Here is a 15,615-nt window from a genome sequence, read left to right as displayed (position 1 = left end):
CCGATCATGCTGTGTTTTAAACCGCCCTCCCGCTCACAAGCCCTAGCCCAGCATTTCCCGCAGCCGGTACCACAACATGCCCAGCGCCAGTAAAGGCGAGCGCAAGGCCTTGCCGCCCGGGAACGTCATATGTGGCACCCGGCTGAAGGTCTCCAGGCCCTGGCTGTGGCCGGTATGGATCGCTTCGGCCAGCAGCCGCGCGCACCAGTGGGTGACATTAAGCCCATGCCCCGAATAGCCCTGGGCGTAAAACACGTTGGGGTACTGCTGCAACCGACCGACCTGGGGAAAGCGATTGGCGGTAATACCAATCTTGCCGCCCCATTGGAACTCGATGGCGGTAGTGGCCAACTGTGGAAACACCTTGAGCATTTTCGGGCGCATATAAGCGGCGATATCCAGCGGGTCGCGCCCTGAGTAATGACAGGCACCTCCAAACAGCAACCGACGGTCCGCCGAGAGCCGGTAATAGTCCAGGCCGACTTTCTGGTCGCACAGCGCCAGGTTCTGCGGGATCAGTTCATCGGCAAGCGCGGCCGGCAATGGCTCGGTAGCGATGATATAGCTGCCGGCCGGCAGCACCTTGCCGCTCAGGCGTGGCTCCAGTTCCTCGAGGTGTGCATTGCACGCCAATACCAGGCTGGCAGCCCGCACAGTGCCGCTGGCGCAGCGCACCTGCACGGTGTCGCCATGGCTCAGTTGCAGCGCCGGGCTCTGCTCGAAAATCCGCACGCCCAGCGCCTCGGCCACGCGGGCCTCGCCCAACACCAGGTTGAGCGGATGCAAGTGGCCCGAGCCCATGTCCACCAAACCACCGGCGTACCGCTCAGAGCCGACCACCTGCGCCATATCCTGCGCCGCCACCAGCCGGGTTTCAGGCTTATAACCCAGAGCAGCCAGGCTTTGCTGCTCGCCCTTGAACGCGGCAAATTGCGCCGGCGTATTGGCCAACTCACAAAAGCCCCAGCGCAGGTCGCAGTCGATTCCATGCTCACGGATACGCTCCCCCACCAACGCCACCGAATCGATCCCGGCCCGTTGCAGGTATCGCACGCCTTCCTCACCCACATGCCGGGCAAAACCCGAGACATCATGGCCGATCCCCCGGATCAACTGCCCACCATTGCGCCCACTGGCGCCCCAGCCAATACGCCGGGCTTCCAGGAGGATCACCGAAAGGCCGCGCTGGGCCAGTTCGATGGCGGTGTTGACGCCGGTAAAACCGCCGCCGATCACACACACATCGGCACTCAAGTCCTCGGCCAGCGCTGGGCGTTCGGGCATGGCATTGGCCGAAGCCAGGTAATAGGAGCGGGCGTGGTCGTGGGACTGGTTCATCGGTTGGACTTCACTTTGCTCCAGGCGCGGGTCATCACACGCATGATGGCCGGGCTGGGGGTGGTGGAAATGTACAGTTTGTCGAGCACCTCCTGGGGCGGGTACACCTCGGGATTATTCACCAGTTCCGGGGCCATGAAGGCCTTCGCCGCCAGGTTGGGATTGGCGTAGCCGACATAGGTGCTGACCTTGGCAATAACCTCAGGGTCCAGCAGGTAGTTGATAAACGCGTGGGCCTCTTTCGGGTTGGTGGCGTCTGCGGGAATCGCCAGCAGGTCGAACCACAGGTTGCTGCCCTCCTTGGGGATCGAATAGGCGATGTTCACCCCGTTCTTGGCTTCCTTGGCGCGGTTGGCCGCCTGGAACACATCACCGGAGTAGCCGAAGGCCACGCAGATATCACCATTGGCCAGGTCCGAGATGTACTTGGATGAATGGAAATAGGTGATGTACGGGCGCAGGGTCAGCAACTTGGCCTCGGCCTTTTCATAGTCGCCGACCTTCTCGCTGCGCGGGTCCATGCCCAGGTAGTTGAGGATCGCCGGGAACGCTTCATCCGCCGAATCCAGGAACGCCACGCCGCATTGCTGCAGCTTCTTCAGGTTCTCGGGCTCGAACATCACTGCCCAAGAATCGATGTGATCGATGCCCAGCACTTGCTTGACCTTGTCGACGTTGTAGCCGATGCCATTGGTGCCCCACAGGTACGGCACCGCATGCGCATTGCCGGGGTCGTTCTGCTCCAGCAGCTTGAGTAGCTTGGGGTCCAGGTTCGGGTAGTCGGGCAATTGCGCGCGGTCCAGCTTGAGGAACGCCCCGGCCTTTACCTGGCGCCCCAAAAAGTGATTGGACGGCACCACCACGTCATACCCGGTTCGCCCCGCCAGCAGCTTGCCCTCCAGGGTTTCATTGGAGTCGAACACGTCGTAGACCACCTTGATCCCGGTCTTGGCCTGGAAGTCGGCCAGGGTGGTCTCGCCGATGTAATCGGTCCAGTTGTAGACACTGACCGTCGGTGCGGCGTGGCTGGCGCTGCTGAACACTGCGGCCAGGGCCAACGGGAGAAGCTGTTTGACGAGACGCATATCGACACCTTTTTTATGGTTGGTGGTGGAGTCAGACACTCAGCAGCAGGAACTCACGCTCCCAGGAGCTGATCACCCGTTTGAAATTCTCATGCTCGGCACGTTTCACCGCGACGTAACCCCGCACAAACTTGTCCCCCAGGTACTGCTTGACCGTGTCGCAGGCTTCCATGCGCGCCAGGGCATCTTCGATGGTGATCGGCAGGCGCAGGTTGCGGCGTTCATAAGCGCGGCCTTCCACCGGCGCGCTTGGCTGAATCTTTTCGATCATTCCCAGGTAGCCGCACAGCAGGCTGGCGGCGATGGCCAAGTAGGGGTTGGCATCGGCCCCCGGCAGGCGGTTTTCGACGCGCATCGCGTCGGGGCTGGAGGTCGGTACACGCAGGCCGACGGTGCGGTTTTCTTCGCCCCACTCCACGTTGACCGGCGCCGAGGTGTCGGGCAGGAAGCGGCGGAACGAGTTGACGTTGGGCGCGAACATCGGCAGCAGCATCGGGATGTATTTCTGCAGCCCGCCAATGTGCTGCAAGAACAGCTGGCTCATCTGCCCGCAAGCGTCGACAAACACCGGTTGGCCGGTAGCGATATCCACCACGCTCTGGTGCAGGTGCATGGCGCTGCCCGGCTCGTCGGCCACAGGCTTGGCCATAAAGGTCGCGGCCACATTGTGCTTGAGCGCGGCTTCGCGCAGGGTGCGCTTGAACACGGTGATCTGGTCGGCCAGGTCGAGGGCGTCGCCGTGGCGGAAGTTGATTTCCATCTGCGCCGGGCCGTCTTCGTGGATCAGCGTATCGAGGTCCAGGCCCTGGGCTTCGCACCAGTCATAGACATCTTCAAACAGCGGGTCGAACTCGTTGGCCGCGTCGATGGAGAACGACTGGCGCCCGGTCTCGGCACGCCCGGAACGGCCCACCGGGGTTTTCAGCGGCAGGTCCGGGTCTTCGCAGCGCTGGGTCAGGTAAAACTCCATTTCCGGCGCGACAATGGGCTGCCAGCCCTGGTCCGTATACAGCTGCAGGACCTTTTTCAGCACGTTGCGCGGCGACAGTTCGATGGGGTTGCCCTGTTTATCGAAGGTGTCGTGGATCACGATGGCGGTGGGTTCGATGGCCCACGGCACCACATAAGTGGCGTTGGCCACCGGGCGGCAGATCATGTCGATATCGGCCGGGTCCAGCAGGTCGTAATAGATATCGTCGTCGACAAAGTCCCCGGTTACCGTTTGCAGCAACACACTTTCCGGCAGGCGCATGCCGCGCTCATGCAGGAACTTGTTGGTGGGCGCGATCTTGCCGCGGGCAATGCCCGTCAGGTCGCTGATCACGCATTCGACTTCGGTAATCTTGTGTTCTTTCAGCCAGGTGGACAGCTGATCGAAAGGGGCATTCATAAAGACCTCGGCATGGGTTGGATGCTGCGCCGAGTTGTACTCCCGGCGCATTGAGGTCTATCTTGGGCCAGTCTTCGAAGGGCATCTATCCACTTTGCACGAACCACAACGCACCAATAGAGTGCGCACGGATCACCCATGACACAGGCAACAGCTTTGCGCGTACAGGCCTTCACCACCGGTGATGTGGCCGCTCAATGCAGTGCAACACCCGGTTGGGTGCAGCAGTACCAACAGATGTCCCCAGGGCATTTTGCCGGGCAGGTGCGCTACCTCGACCTGCAGGGTGTGCAGGTGTACGAAGAGTGCATGAATACCCGTGTCGAGCAGCACTTCAACGCGCCCCCGGGCTCACTCGCCTTCTGTTTCGACGGCAGCGACAACGCGCTGTATCTGCTCAATGGCGAAAGCCGCAATACCTGGATCACCCCGGAAAACTACCGTGAAGTGGCGGTGGTGTTCGGCCCGCAATTTGTGCAGCGCCATGGCCTGGATGTGGCCAGCCTCGAAAGTTTGTTCATGGCCCCGTTGACCTGCCAGCAAAACGCGCTGTTCAGCCGCTGGCTCAGTGGCACCCTGACGCGCCTGGCCTGTGCGGTCGACCCGATCAGCCGAGACGCCCTCACCCGGCAACTGCTGGACGATTGCCTGTTTATTCTCGACAACGCCTGTGTCTGCCTGGACCGCCACTCATTGCAGCGACGCGGCGCAGAACGCCAGTTGATGGCACGCATTGGCGAGTGGGCGGCAGATGCGCCGGATGAAACGGTCAACCTGCTGCAACTGGCGCAGATTGCCGGTGTGCCGCTGCGACAGTTGCAGCAAGGCTTCAAGACCTACACCGGGATGAGCCCGGCACAATGGCTGCGCCTGCGCCGATTGAACGGCGCGCGGCGCGAGTTGTTGAGTTCAGCCACCACCACGGTGGCCGAGGTGGCGATGAATTGGTCGTTCTGGCACCTGGGGCGGTTTTCCAATAGCTACCGGGCGCTGTTCAAGGAACTGCCCAGCGAAACCCTCAAGCGTCATGGTTGATACACGGTCAACCCTGTGGGCGCGGGCTTGCTCGCGAAAGCGGTGTATCAGGCAATGAATGTCTGACTGACCCACCGTATTCGCGAGCAAGCCCGCTCCCACATTTGATTGCTATCAGGCTTGAGATTTGAGGAAGAGACTCAGCAACTGATTCACTTGCTCCGCCGCCTCCAACTGCACCATATGCCCCTGCCCCGGCAAGACCTCCACCTGGGCCTGCAACCCCTGGGCATGCCGCACCGGGATGATGGCATCGTCACTGCCCCAGATCACCAGGCTCGGCTGCTGCCCTACCACCGCGCGCAAATCCAGCATCTGCCGCCCACCATCGAACAGCTTGGCATTGAGTTGGCGCAGCGCCTGATCCACCCCTTCCAACCGTTTGAACTTGAGCATGTCTTCAAGCATCTGCCGCGTGACCAATGCCGGGTCACTGAACAGTTGCACCAACTGCGGCTTGAGCGCGTTGCGGTTATTGGCCTCGGTGAATCCCTGCAGGTAATCGCCGTTGATATCCGCGCCCAGGCCGGCGCTGGCGATCAGCACCAACGACGCTACGCGCTCCGGCGCCTGGCTCGCCACCGTCAGCGAAACCAGCCCGCCCATGGAGTGCCCAGCCAGGTGCACGCGTTCGAGGTTGAGGTGATCGAGCAACGCCAGCACCGCCTGGCTCAATTCCTCGGCATCGCCATTGTGCAAGTGCTTACCCGATTCGCCATGCCCCGGCAGGTCCAGGGCAATCACCCGGCGCTCGGCGGCCAGGGCCGGATGGTTGAACAGCCAGTTGTTCAAGTCGCCACCAAAACCATGGATCAGCACCAGCGGCGTGCCGCCCTCGCCGAGGTCGAGATAACGCAGCAGGCGCCCATCCAGCTCGACCTTCTGCGCGCTCGGCCCCGACGCCTGTGCCTCGGCGCTGCTGGAGACAAAGCCGGCATTGAAGCTGTCGATCACCGCATCGATCTCTGCCTCCGTGGCTTCACCTTCCACCACAATGCCCAGCAATGCGCCGACCGCCAATGTCTCATCGCTCTGCGCCAGTACCCGGCGCAGCACGCCACTGAACGGCGCCTCGACGCTGCTGGAGATTTTGTCGGTCTCCACGTCGAGCACTTCCTCGCCCTTCTCCACCCGGTCGCCCGGCTGCTTGAGCCAGACATCGACCCGGCCTTCGGTCATCGACAAGCCCCACTTGGGCATGGTCAAGGTATGGATCATGCCGCAGTCCTCTTGTCAGCGATCTTGCGCACAGCGGCCTCGATCTTCGCCGCATTGGGGATGTACAGGTCTTCCAGGGCATCGGAAAACGGCACCGGGGTATGCGGCGCGGTGACCATCTCGATCGGCGCGCGCAGAAACGAAAAACCACGCTGGGCCACCAGGGCGCTGATGTCCGTGGCGATGGAGCAGCGCGGGTTGGACTCGTCGATCACCACCAGGCGCCCGGTTTTCTCCACGCTTTCAAGGATGCTGTCTTCATCCAGTGGGCTGGTGGTGCGCAGGTCCAGCACCTCGCAGTCGATACCCTGGCGCGCCAGGTTGGCCGCGGCTTCCAGGGCGATATGCAGCATGCGCCCGTAGGTCACCAGGGTCACATCGTTGCCTTCGCGCACAAAGTTGGCCTCGCCAAATGGCACGGTGTACAGCTCCTCCGGCACTTCGCCTTGCAGGCTGTAGAGCATCTTGTGTTCGAGGAAGATCACCGGGTCGTTGTCGCGGATCGCCTGGATCAGCATGCCCTTGGCGTCATAGGGCGTGGCCGGGCAGACCACCTTCAGGCCAGGGATGTGCGTCCACATCGAGGTGAGCATCTGCGAATGCTGGGCCGCGGCACGCAGGCCGGCGCCGTACATGGCGCGCACCACCAGGGGCGTGGTGGTCTTGCCGCCGAACATGTAGCGGAACTTGGCGGCCTGGTTGAGCAACTGGTCGAGGCAGCAGCCGATAAAGTCGACGAACATCAACTCGCACACCGGGCGCATGCCCCGGGTGGCGGCGCCAACGGCCATGCCCACGTAACCGACTTCAGACAGCGGCGCATCCAGCACGCGCTCGGGAAACTCCGGGTACAGGCCCTTGGTCACCCCCAGCACTCCGCCCCAGGCATCCTGCTCACCCGGGGCGCCGGTGCCGCCGGACACGTCCTGGCCGATGATAAACACGCTCTGGTCGCGGCGCATTTCCTGGGCCAGGGCTTCGTTGATTGCTTGCTGATAACTGATTTTGCGAGCCATAAAATTCTCTCCGGGTCTTGTTGTTATTAGCGGTAGGCGACGTAGACATCGCTGAGCAGGTCGGCGGCCTGGGGCTTGGGATCGGACTTGGCCAGGCGCACGGCGTCGTCGATCAACTGCGCGACTTCCCCGTCGATACGCTCGAACTGCGCCGCGTCCAGCCAGCCTTCGGCGCTGCAGCGCTGGCGAAACAGCGCCAGGCAGTCCTGGGTTTCGCGCAGGTTTTTCACTTCATCGCGGCCGCGATAGGTTTGCGCGTCGCCTTCAAAGTGGCCGTAGAAGCGGTGCAGCTTGACCTCGACCAGGGTCGGCCCCTCGCCCTGGCGCGCCCGCTGCACCGCCACGCCCAACGCTGCGTGGACGGCAAAGAAGTCATTGCCATCGACGATCACCCCCGGCATGCCAAAACCCGCGGCGCGCTCGGCAATGTCCTTGCACGCCACCGACCAGCCGGAGCCGGTCGCTTCCGCGTAGCCGTTGTTCTCGGCGACAAACAGGCACGGCAACTTCATGATCGCGGCCAGGTTCATCGCCTCGAATACCGCGCCCTCGTTGGAACCGCCGTCGCCAAAAAACGCCACGGCCACGCCCTGGCTGCCCTTGAGCTTGGACGCCAACGCCGCGCCGGCCGCCAACGGTGCGCCGGCACCGACAATGCCGTTGGCGCCGAGCATGCCCTTCTCCTGGTCGGCGATGTGCATGGAGCCGCCCTTGCCGCCACAGACCCCGGTTTTCTTGCCGTAGATCTCGGCCATCATGCCGAACACATCCACGCCCTTGGCGATGCAGTGGCCGTGGCCACGGTGGTTGGAGGCGATGCAATCTTCATCGTTGAGATGGGCCATGACCCCGGCGGCGCAAGCCTCCTGGCCGGCATACAGGTGCACGAAGCCGGGGATCTCGCCGGTGGCGAATTCCACGTGCAGGCGTTCTTCAAAATCACGGATGGTGCGCATCACGGTATAGGCATGCAGCAGTTGATCAGTGGACAGGTGAGTGGACATCTTGTTGTTCTCCAGGTTGTCTCGACACACAAAAGGCTGGCTGCGGCCAGCTGCAACCTGTTCAGCACAGCCTGTGCCAAGGCGCGGCAAAACCTGGCAAAGCCTTGATCCAGAGCAGTGCCGTGCGGTTGTGCCGCTGCGGCATGCCACCGCACAATGAGACGACGCATAGCAGCGTGCAGGCTGCGTCTCAGGCAGGATGAGACGTTGCGTCTCACGGCGGGCAGTTGGTCAGGCCGCCCTTGTCCCCTTGCGCCCCTGGGCGCTTAATGGCGGGCATAACAACAAAGATCGAGAACCGGAGGCCTTATGCTCGCCGCGAACTCCAGGGAGCATGTCGACTGTGTCAGTCGCGTGGTCCGCAATGCCGAGCGCCTGCCCCAGGCGCCAGTGCCGTCGCTGATTTTCGATTCATGGCGCCGTTCCATGGAGCAACACCACCTGGACCCCGGCTCGCTGCAGGGCCCACGGATCCTCACCGAACCGTTGCTCAAGGAATGCCGCGAGCGCGCCGAGCTGTTCATGCGCATTGCCAGCGAGCAAGTCAGCCAACTGCACCACCGCGTGCGCCATGCCGACTACTGCGTGATGCTCACCGACGCCCAGGGCCAGACCATCGACCACCGGGTAGATGCCGCGATCCGCAGCGACTGCCGCAAGGCCGGCCTGTACCTGGGCACTTGCTGGTCGGAAGCCGAAGAAGGCACCTGCGGCGTGGCCACGGTGTTGACCAGCCAAGCGGCGGTGACGGTGCACAAGCGCGATCACTTCCGCGCCGCCTTTATCAACCTGACCTGCTCCGCCGCGCCGATCTTCGACCCCCAGGGCAACCTGCTGGGGGTAATGGACGCTTCGGCGCTGCAATCGCCGGATGACCGACGCAGCCAGCACCTGGTGCGCCAGATGGTGGCGCAGAGCGCCCAGGCCATCGAAAACGCCTTCTTCATGCACAGCGCCGCCCGCCACTGGGTGCTCCAGGCCCACAGCACACCGGGTTATGTGGACAGCCAACCCGACCTGCTGCTGGCCTGGGACCAGGACGGTCGCCTGCAAGCCTTGAACAGCAAGGCACGCCAGGCCTTGCGCCGGCGTTTTGGCCAGGTGCCGGTGCATATCGGCGAGGTGTTCGACCTCGATGCGTTGCGCGCGGTGACCGATCAATCGGTCCAGCAACTGCAGTGGCTGGGAGAAACTGGCGTGCTGCATGTGCGCGTCAACACCCCGCGGCGCCAACCTGCGCGGGCGCTGCCCCATGCCCAGGTCGACCCACGGGTGGAAGAACACCTGCGCCTGGCCGTGCGGGTCAAGGACCGCAACCTGCCGGTGCTGGTGCAAGGCGAAACCGGCGCCGGCAAGGAAGTCTTCGCCCGCCAACTGCACGCCCGCAGTGCGCGCCGCGACGGGCCATTCGTGGCGGTGAACTGTGCGGCGATCCCGGAAAACCTGATTGAAAGCGAGCTGTTCGGCTACGTCGCCGGAGCCTTTACCGGGGCCTCCAGCAAGGGCATGACCGGGCTGTTGCAACAGGCCCATGGCGGCACGTTGTTCCTTGATGAAATCGGCGATATGCCCCTGGCCCTGCAGACGCGCTTGCTGCGGGTGATGGCCGAAGGTGAAGTAGCCCCGCTGGGCGCGGCGAAAACCCGCGCGGTGGATATCCAGGTGATCTGCGCCAGCCACCGCGACCTCGCGGCCCTGGTCAATGACGGGCGTTTTCGTGAAGACCTGTACTTTCGCCTGGGCTGCGCCCGCGTCACCCTGCCGCCGCTGCGCGAGCGCACCGACAAACTGGGCTTGATCAACCGGTTGTTGGAGCAGGAAGCACGCAACAGCGGGATCACGGTGGGAATCGGCCAGGCGGCGCTTGAAGCGCTGCTGGGCTTTGCATGGCCTGGCAACGTGCGGCAACTGCACCATGTGCTGGCGTATGCCTGTGCGGTGTGCGAAGGCGGGACGATCCAACTGGCGGATTTGCCGGTCGAAGTGCGCGGCGAGCGGGTGGAGGCCGAGGTCGAGCACAGTGCGAGCCCAGAGCGGCAGGTGCTGCTGGATGCGCTGGTGCGCCATCGCTGGAAGCCGTTGCCGGCGGCGCAGGCGCTGGGGATTTCCCGCGCGACCCTGTACCGCCGGGTCAAGCAACTGGGCATCGATATGCCAGGTAAACACCCCTGAAACCCTGCAATCCAAATGTGGGAGCGGGCTTGCCCGCGATGGCGGAGTGACAGTAAATGCATCTTTGACTGACCCGCCGCTATCGCGGGCAAGCCCGCTCCCACATTTTTACCGGGTCGGGCTTGGGTTTAGCGGTATACAAGGCCGCCGTCGATCAACGGTGCCTGGCCGGTCATGTAGTCCGAATCCGGGCCGGCCAGGTATGCCACCAGGCCTGCCACGTCCTCCGGCGTTTCTGCACGGCCCAGCGCGATGCCATCCACGTACTTCTTGTACGTTTCTCCCACTGGCGCACCGGTAATCTCGGCCATGCGCTTGTCGATCTCGACCCACATATCGGTGCCCACCACACCCGGGCAATAGGCATTGACCGTCACCCCGGCGCTGGCCAGTTCCTTGGCCGCCGCCTGGGTCAGGGCGCGCACGGCAAACTTGGTCGCCGAGTACACGCCCAGCAGTGCAAAGCCTTCATGCCCGGCGATCGAGCAGGCATTGATGATCTTGCCCTTCTGTTTGAGCGCCTTGAACTTATTGCCGGCGGCCTGGATGCCCCACAACACGCCCTGCACGTTGATGCCCAGGGTGCGTTCGACCTGTTCCGGGGTCACATCCAGCAGCGAATCGATCTGCGCCACTCCAGCGTTGTTGACGATGATGTCGAAGCCACCGAGGGTCTGGTGCGCATGGTCGACCGCCGCGACGACCTGATCACGCTTGGACACGTCGGCGGTAAACACCGAGGCTTTGCGTCCAAGTGCCACGACCTCGGCTGCCACGGCTTCGAGCTTGGCGCTATTGATGTCGACCAGGGCGATATCCGCCCCGTCCCGCGCCAGGCGCAGGGCGATGGCCCGGCCAATGCCCTGCCCGGCGCCGGTCACCAGTGCAACTTTTCCAGCGATACCCATGACGATCTCCTGCAACGATAAGCGAAGCCTTGTCTATCGCAGGTGCGGGGTCGCGCTGTCGAGGCTCGGATGAACTGGCGTGGGGCTTGAGACGCAACGTCTCAAGCCGACGCGCCACGGCCAGTACTTGTAAAGGCGCGCAGTTATGCCTAGCTTATGCGCCCCCGCCCCGCGCTTTAAGGCCTTGCCCCCATGGTTTTGCGTTTTCGCCCCGAAGTCACTTCACATTTGGCCCTCGGCCTGCTGCTCAGCGGCGGTATCGGCAACAGCCTGGCGGCTGAGCTTGAACTGCCAGCGCTGAACATTCAGGGCCAGGATGAGTCCGGTTATCGCGCACAAAGCGCGTCGGTCGGCGGCTTCGATGAAGCGCCGCTGCTCGACACCCCGGCCTCGATCACCGTGATCAATGCCGCGTTGATCAAGGACCAGCAGGCACGCCTGCTCAGTGAAGTGCTGCGCAACGACGCCTCGGTGGGCGAAAGCTACGCGCCGATCGGCTACTACGAAAACTTCGTGGTCCGGGGTTTTTCCCTGAATGCCGCCAGCAGCTACAAGATCAACGGCCGCACCGTCACCGGCGAGCAGAACGTCGCCCTGGAAAACAAGCAGCGGGTGGAATTGCTCAAAGGCCTGGCGGGCCTGCAAAGCGGGATTGCCGAACCCAGCGGCGTGATCAACTACGTGACCAAGCGCCCGGAAGACGTGCGTTCGGTCACGGTGTCCACCGATGATCGCGGCAGCGGCTACATCGCTACCGATGTCGGCGGCTGGTTTGGCAGCGAGCAGCAATTTGGCTTGCGCGCCAACGTCGCCCATGAAGACCTCAACTCTTATGTCGAACACGCCAATGGCCAGCGGGATTTTGTGTCCCTGGCCTTCGACTGGAACATCAGCCCCGACGCCGTGCTGCAACTGGATGCCGAATACCAGGACAAGCAGCAGCGCTCGGTGCCCGGCTACCAACTGCTTGGCGGCACCGAAGTGCCCCATGACGCCTCGCCGAAAAAACTGCTCGGCCATCAGAGCGGCTCCAAACAGGTGGGCATCGACTCGCTGAACCTTAACGGCAAGTTCGAGTACCGCTTCAGCGACCAGTGGAAAGGTAGCGTCAGCGCGGCCCGCAGCAAGGTGGTGATTGATGACTACAGTTCGTTTGCGTGGGGTTGCTACGGCTCCCCGAGTTGCGCCGGCGTCAAAGTGCCGAACTACTTCAGCCCGGAAGGCAACTACGATATTGCTGACTATCGCAGCCCCGACGACACCCGACGCAATGATGAAATCCAGGCGGCAATGACCGGGCTGTTCGACACTGCGGGGATAGGCCATGAACTGACCTTCGGCACCAGCGCGTTCCGCCGGGTGATCGACAAGCGCAAGTCAGTCAACGAGTACATCGGCAGCGGCAATATCGATCAGGACCCGGAAACCTTCCTGCCCACCGACAAGCCCCTGAACGACAGTCACCGGCGCCTCGACAGCCGCCAATACGGGCTGTTCGTCACCGACCGCATCAGTTTCAACGAGCAATGGCAAACCGTGCTCGGTGGCCGTGAAGTGCGCCTGGATGAAAAGTCTTTCGATCAAAATGGCGTGCAAGAGCGTCACACCCAGCAGTACGAATTCCTGCCCAACGCTGCGCTGATCTACAAGCCGATGGCCAATCTGTCGCTGTACACCAGCTACAGCAAAGGCTTGTCGCTGGGCGGCGAGGCACCGTGGTACGCGAGCAATGATGGGGAAATCCTCGCGCCGACCGTCTCCCGGCAGATCGAAGCCGGGGTGAAATACGACTGGCGCCGCATCAGCTTCGCCGCCGCCGTGTTCCAGACACGCCAGGCCTACCAGTACGCCAAACCTGATAGCGCCGGTGATTTCACCTACGTGCAGCAGGGCCAGCAGAAAAACACCGGCCTGGAGCTGTCGGCCAATGGCTGGGCCACCGAGCGTCTGCAGATCGCCACCAGCGTGGCAGCGATTCGCGCACGGGTGAACGGCAGCGGCACGCCGCAGTATGAAGGTCACCAGACGATCAACGTGCCCAAGTTGCGCGCCAGCGTATACGCCGACTACGCCCTGCCTTGGGTCAACGGCCTGGCGGTACTCGGCGGCGTGCAATACAGCGCCAGCAAAAACGCCAGCCGTACCGGCAATGTAGAGGTGGGGGATTATGTGCTGGTCAACATTGGCAGCCGCTACACCACCAAGGTCGACGGCTATGAAACGGTGTTGCGCCTGAGCGTCGACAACCTGTTCGACAAGCGCTACTGGCGTGACGCGGGCGAATACATGGGCGATGACTATCTGTTCCAGGGCGCGCCATTGACGGCGCGCTTGAGCGCCTCCGTCAACTTCTGACCCCGCCCCAAGTAACGGGCTGTCGTGGCGAGCCCCGCGATAGGGCGTTACTTGGGCATCTTGCGAAAGCCCACTGCCAGCCGGTTCCAGCTGTTGATGGTGGCGATGGCCACGCTCAGGTCAACCTGTTCGGCCGGGCTGAATTGTTCATTGAGCAACGCGTAATCTTCGTCCGAGGCGTGGGTCTGGCTGATCAGTGTCAGGCTTTCGGCCCAGGCCAGGGCGGCACGTTCCCGTGGGGTGAAGAACGGTGTTTCACGCCAGGCCGAGAGGGTGCACAGGCGGCGTTCGCTCTCGCCGCCCTTGCGTGCATCGGCAGTGTGCATGTCCAGGCAGAAGGCGCAGCCGTTGATCTGGGACACGCGCAGGCGCACCAGTTCCAGCAGGGGCAGTTCGATGGACAATTTGCCGACGGCCGCTTCCAGGGCAAGCATGGCTTTCATTGCGTCAGGGGAAGCGATGTAGAAATCGATACGGGCAGACATGTTGTAACTCCAGGGCAGAGGGGATTGGTGCCCAGCTTAATCACCCCACTGCCCTGCACAAATAGCCAATGCGGGCGAAGAACAGGTAGCCAATGCCAGGCGAGTCAGGCCCGGCTGCGCAGCCAATGCAGGAAGCCCTTTTTCACCGGCACGATTGGCGCATCCTGGGTCAGGTGCTGGGCGGCGTGCAGGCGGAAATCCAGGAGGTTTTGCATGGCTTCGCTGATATCGTGGCGCGCGTCCAGGCACGGTTTGAGGTATTCCTTTTCGATGCGGTAGAGGGTGCAATAGGTCTTCGCCACAAAGTCCGCCGGCACGCCTTGCTCACCCAGGATCCCGGCTTCGCCAATCACTTCTCCCGGCCCCATGCGCCCACCTTCGAACGTGTGCCCGGCCTTGGCCAGCATCACCGAAACCACCCCGGACTCGATGATAAACAGATGATCGCTGACCTCCCCCGTCGGCAGGATCATCTCGCCAGCGCGGAAGGTGTGCAGGGTCATGTTCTGGCTGAACGTTTCCTTCTCTTCCTGGCGCAGGGTCGAGAAGATGTTGGAGCTTTCCAGCAGCGCCCGCGCCGGCGAGGTGGTCGGCGAGGTGGGGCTTTCGGCGCTCGACAGCAGGCTGACGCCAGCCGCCTGCAAATGCCGGTAGGCCAGGTCATAAAGCTGATTGCGCACTTCGCGCTTGAGGCCCATGGCGGGCACAAAGCCGCTGATTTCATATTCCACACCGCCGCCCGTGGAGGTCTTGAACGCCACGCTTGGCGCCGGCTTGGCCAGCAATTGCCGGCAGCCCTGCATGGCACGTTCCAAGGCTTCGAGCACTGTTTGTGGGCGCGCATGGGGGCTGACTTGCAGGCTCACCGCCAGGCCGAACATATCGGCCGGGCGCGAGAAGTTGATGATCTTGGCCTTGGCCGCCAACGAATTGGGGATCACTGCCATGCTGCCCTGGGAGGTTTGCAGGCGCGTGGCGCGCCAGTCGATATCCGTTACCCGGCCTTCGGTACCGTCGATGGAGATCCAGTCATCCAGCTGGTAGGGCTTGGTGGTGTTGAGCACGATCCCGGAGAACACGTCGCTCAAGGTGCTTTGCAAGGCCAGGCCGACGATGATCGCCACCGCGCCGGACGTCGCCAGCACGCCCTTGACTGGCAGGTCGAGCACGTAGGCCATGGCCGCGATGATCGCGATCAGGAAGATCACCGCGCCCATCAGGTCTTGCAGCAACCGCCCGGTATGGCCGACCCGTTGCATCATCAAGGCCCCGAGCAAGACCGTCAGGGTGCGCGCGGCGAACAACCACCAGCCGATCTGCAATGCCGTGGCGGCCAGGTGCAGCGGGGTGTTGTCGGCATAGGGTGCCAGTTGCATGGGGTTCATGCCGTCGTTGAACAGCACGGCGCTGAACACGGCGAAAATCCCCAGGCGTGCGATCAGTTTCCAGTTGCCGGGGCTGGCCGAAAACAGACGCCAGACGAAGATATCGATAATGATCAGCGCCAGGGCGCACAGCATCGGGTGATCGGAGATAAAAGACAGCATCCAGGCGACTCCAGGGCGAATGCCCTGAAGATCGCACGAAATGCAGTTGGCGGGTATAGGGC

The 15,615-nt window shown here is 62.9% G+C and carries 12 protein-coding genes; 3 read left to right on the top strand and 9 right to left on the bottom strand.

What is annotated here, in order from left to right; all coding sequences use genetic code 11:
• Window positions 1–42: 42 nt before the first annotated feature.
• From HKK57_RS19710 to HKK57_RS19700, 3 genes are read right to left on the bottom strand one after another with little or no spacing between them, the layout of a single operon-like run.
• Window positions 43–1,338 (bottom strand): NAD(P)/FAD-dependent oxidoreductase, encoded by a 1,296-nt coding sequence (locus HKK57_RS19710; RefSeq protein ID WP_169390605.1) that lies wholly within the window; start codon window positions 1,336–1,338, stop codon window positions 43–45.
• A complete protein-coding gene (locus tag HKK57_RS19705; protein ID WP_154907018.1) occupies window positions 1,335–2,423 on the bottom strand; it encodes a polyamine ABC transporter substrate-binding protein in 1,089 nt (362 codons plus the stop codon). Before HKK57_RS19705 ends, HKK57_RS19710 begins: the two co-directional genes overlap by 4 nt.
• 31 nt (window positions 2,424–2,454) lie before the next feature.
• Entirely contained in the window at window positions 2,455–3,813 is a 1,359-nt protein-coding gene (locus tag HKK57_RS19700) for a glutamine synthetase family protein (RefSeq protein ID WP_029296698.1), read from the bottom strand.
• 138 nt (window positions 3,814–3,951) lie between these two features.
• Here HKK57_RS19700 and HKK57_RS19695 point away from each other — a divergent pair, with 138 nt between their 5' ends.
• Window positions 3,952–4,848, top strand: coding sequence for a helix-turn-helix domain-containing protein (locus HKK57_RS19695; protein ID WP_029296700.1), 897 nt, complete (start codon window positions 3,952–3,954; stop codon window positions 4,846–4,848).
• 114 nt (window positions 4,849–4,962) lie between these two features.
• Here the strand turns inward: HKK57_RS19695 and HKK57_RS19690 are convergent, their stop codons facing one another.
• From HKK57_RS19690 to HKK57_RS19680, 3 genes are read right to left on the bottom strand one after another with little or no spacing between them, the layout of a single operon-like run.
• Entirely contained in the window at window positions 4,963–6,066 is a 1,104-nt protein-coding gene (locus tag HKK57_RS19690) for an acetoin dehydrogenase dihydrolipoyllysine-residue acetyltransferase subunit (RefSeq protein WP_154907017.1), read from the bottom strand.
• Entirely contained in the window at window positions 6,063–7,082 is a 1,020-nt protein-coding gene (locus HKK57_RS19685; RefSeq protein ID WP_029296703.1) for an alpha-ketoacid dehydrogenase subunit beta, read from the bottom strand. Before HKK57_RS19685 ends, HKK57_RS19690 begins: the two co-directional genes overlap by 4 nt.
• 26 nt (window positions 7,083–7,108) lie before the next feature.
• On the bottom strand, window positions 7,109–8,086 hold the full coding sequence (locus tag HKK57_RS19680; RefSeq protein ID WP_169390604.1) for a thiamine pyrophosphate-dependent dehydrogenase E1 component subunit alpha: 978 nt from the start codon (window positions 8,084–8,086) through the stop codon (window positions 7,109–7,111).
• Window positions 8,087–8,395: 309 nt separating this feature from the next.
• On the opposite strand from HKK57_RS19680, the gene HKK57_RS19675 reads away from it, so the two are divergent.
• Window positions 8,396–10,258: a sigma-54-dependent Fis family transcriptional regulator gene (locus HKK57_RS19675; RefSeq protein WP_169390603.1), complete on the top strand. Its 1,863-nt coding sequence runs from the start codon at window positions 8,396–8,398 to the stop codon at window positions 10,256–10,258.
• A gap of 128 nt (window positions 10,259–10,386) precedes the next feature.
• On the opposite strand, the gene HKK57_RS19670 is transcribed toward HKK57_RS19675, so the two are convergent.
• A complete protein-coding gene (locus HKK57_RS19670; protein ID WP_169390602.1) occupies window positions 10,387–11,166 on the bottom strand; it encodes an acetoin reductase in 780 nt (259 codons plus the stop codon).
• A gap of 192 nt (window positions 11,167–11,358) precedes the next feature.
• On the opposite strand from HKK57_RS19670, the gene HKK57_RS19665 reads away from it, so the two are divergent.
• Window positions 11,359–13,521, top strand: a complete 2,163-nt coding sequence (locus HKK57_RS19665; RefSeq protein WP_169390601.1) for a TonB-dependent siderophore receptor — start codon at window positions 11,359–11,361, stop codon at window positions 13,519–13,521.
• Window positions 13,522–13,568: 47 nt separating this feature from the next.
• On the opposite strand, the gene HKK57_RS19660 is transcribed toward HKK57_RS19665, so the two are convergent.
• On the bottom strand, window positions 13,569–14,006 hold the full coding sequence (locus HKK57_RS19660; protein ID WP_169390600.1) for a carboxymuconolactone decarboxylase family protein: 438 nt from the start codon (window positions 14,004–14,006) through the stop codon (window positions 13,569–13,571).
• A 104-nt stretch (window positions 14,007–14,110) separates the two neighbouring features.
• Window positions 14,111–15,553 (bottom strand): mechanosensitive ion channel domain-containing protein, encoded by a 1,443-nt coding sequence (locus HKK57_RS19655; RefSeq protein WP_092238657.1) that lies wholly within the window; start codon window positions 15,551–15,553, stop codon window positions 14,111–14,113.
• Between the last annotated feature and the right edge of the window lie 62 nt (window positions 15,554–15,615).

The organism is Pseudomonas sp. ADAK21 (genome assembly GCF_012935735.1).
GTDB lineage: Bacteria > Pseudomonadota > Gammaproteobacteria > Pseudomonadales > Pseudomonadaceae > Aquipseudomonas > Aquipseudomonas proteolytica.
This window is presented reverse-complemented; position numbering and strand designations above follow the sequence as displayed.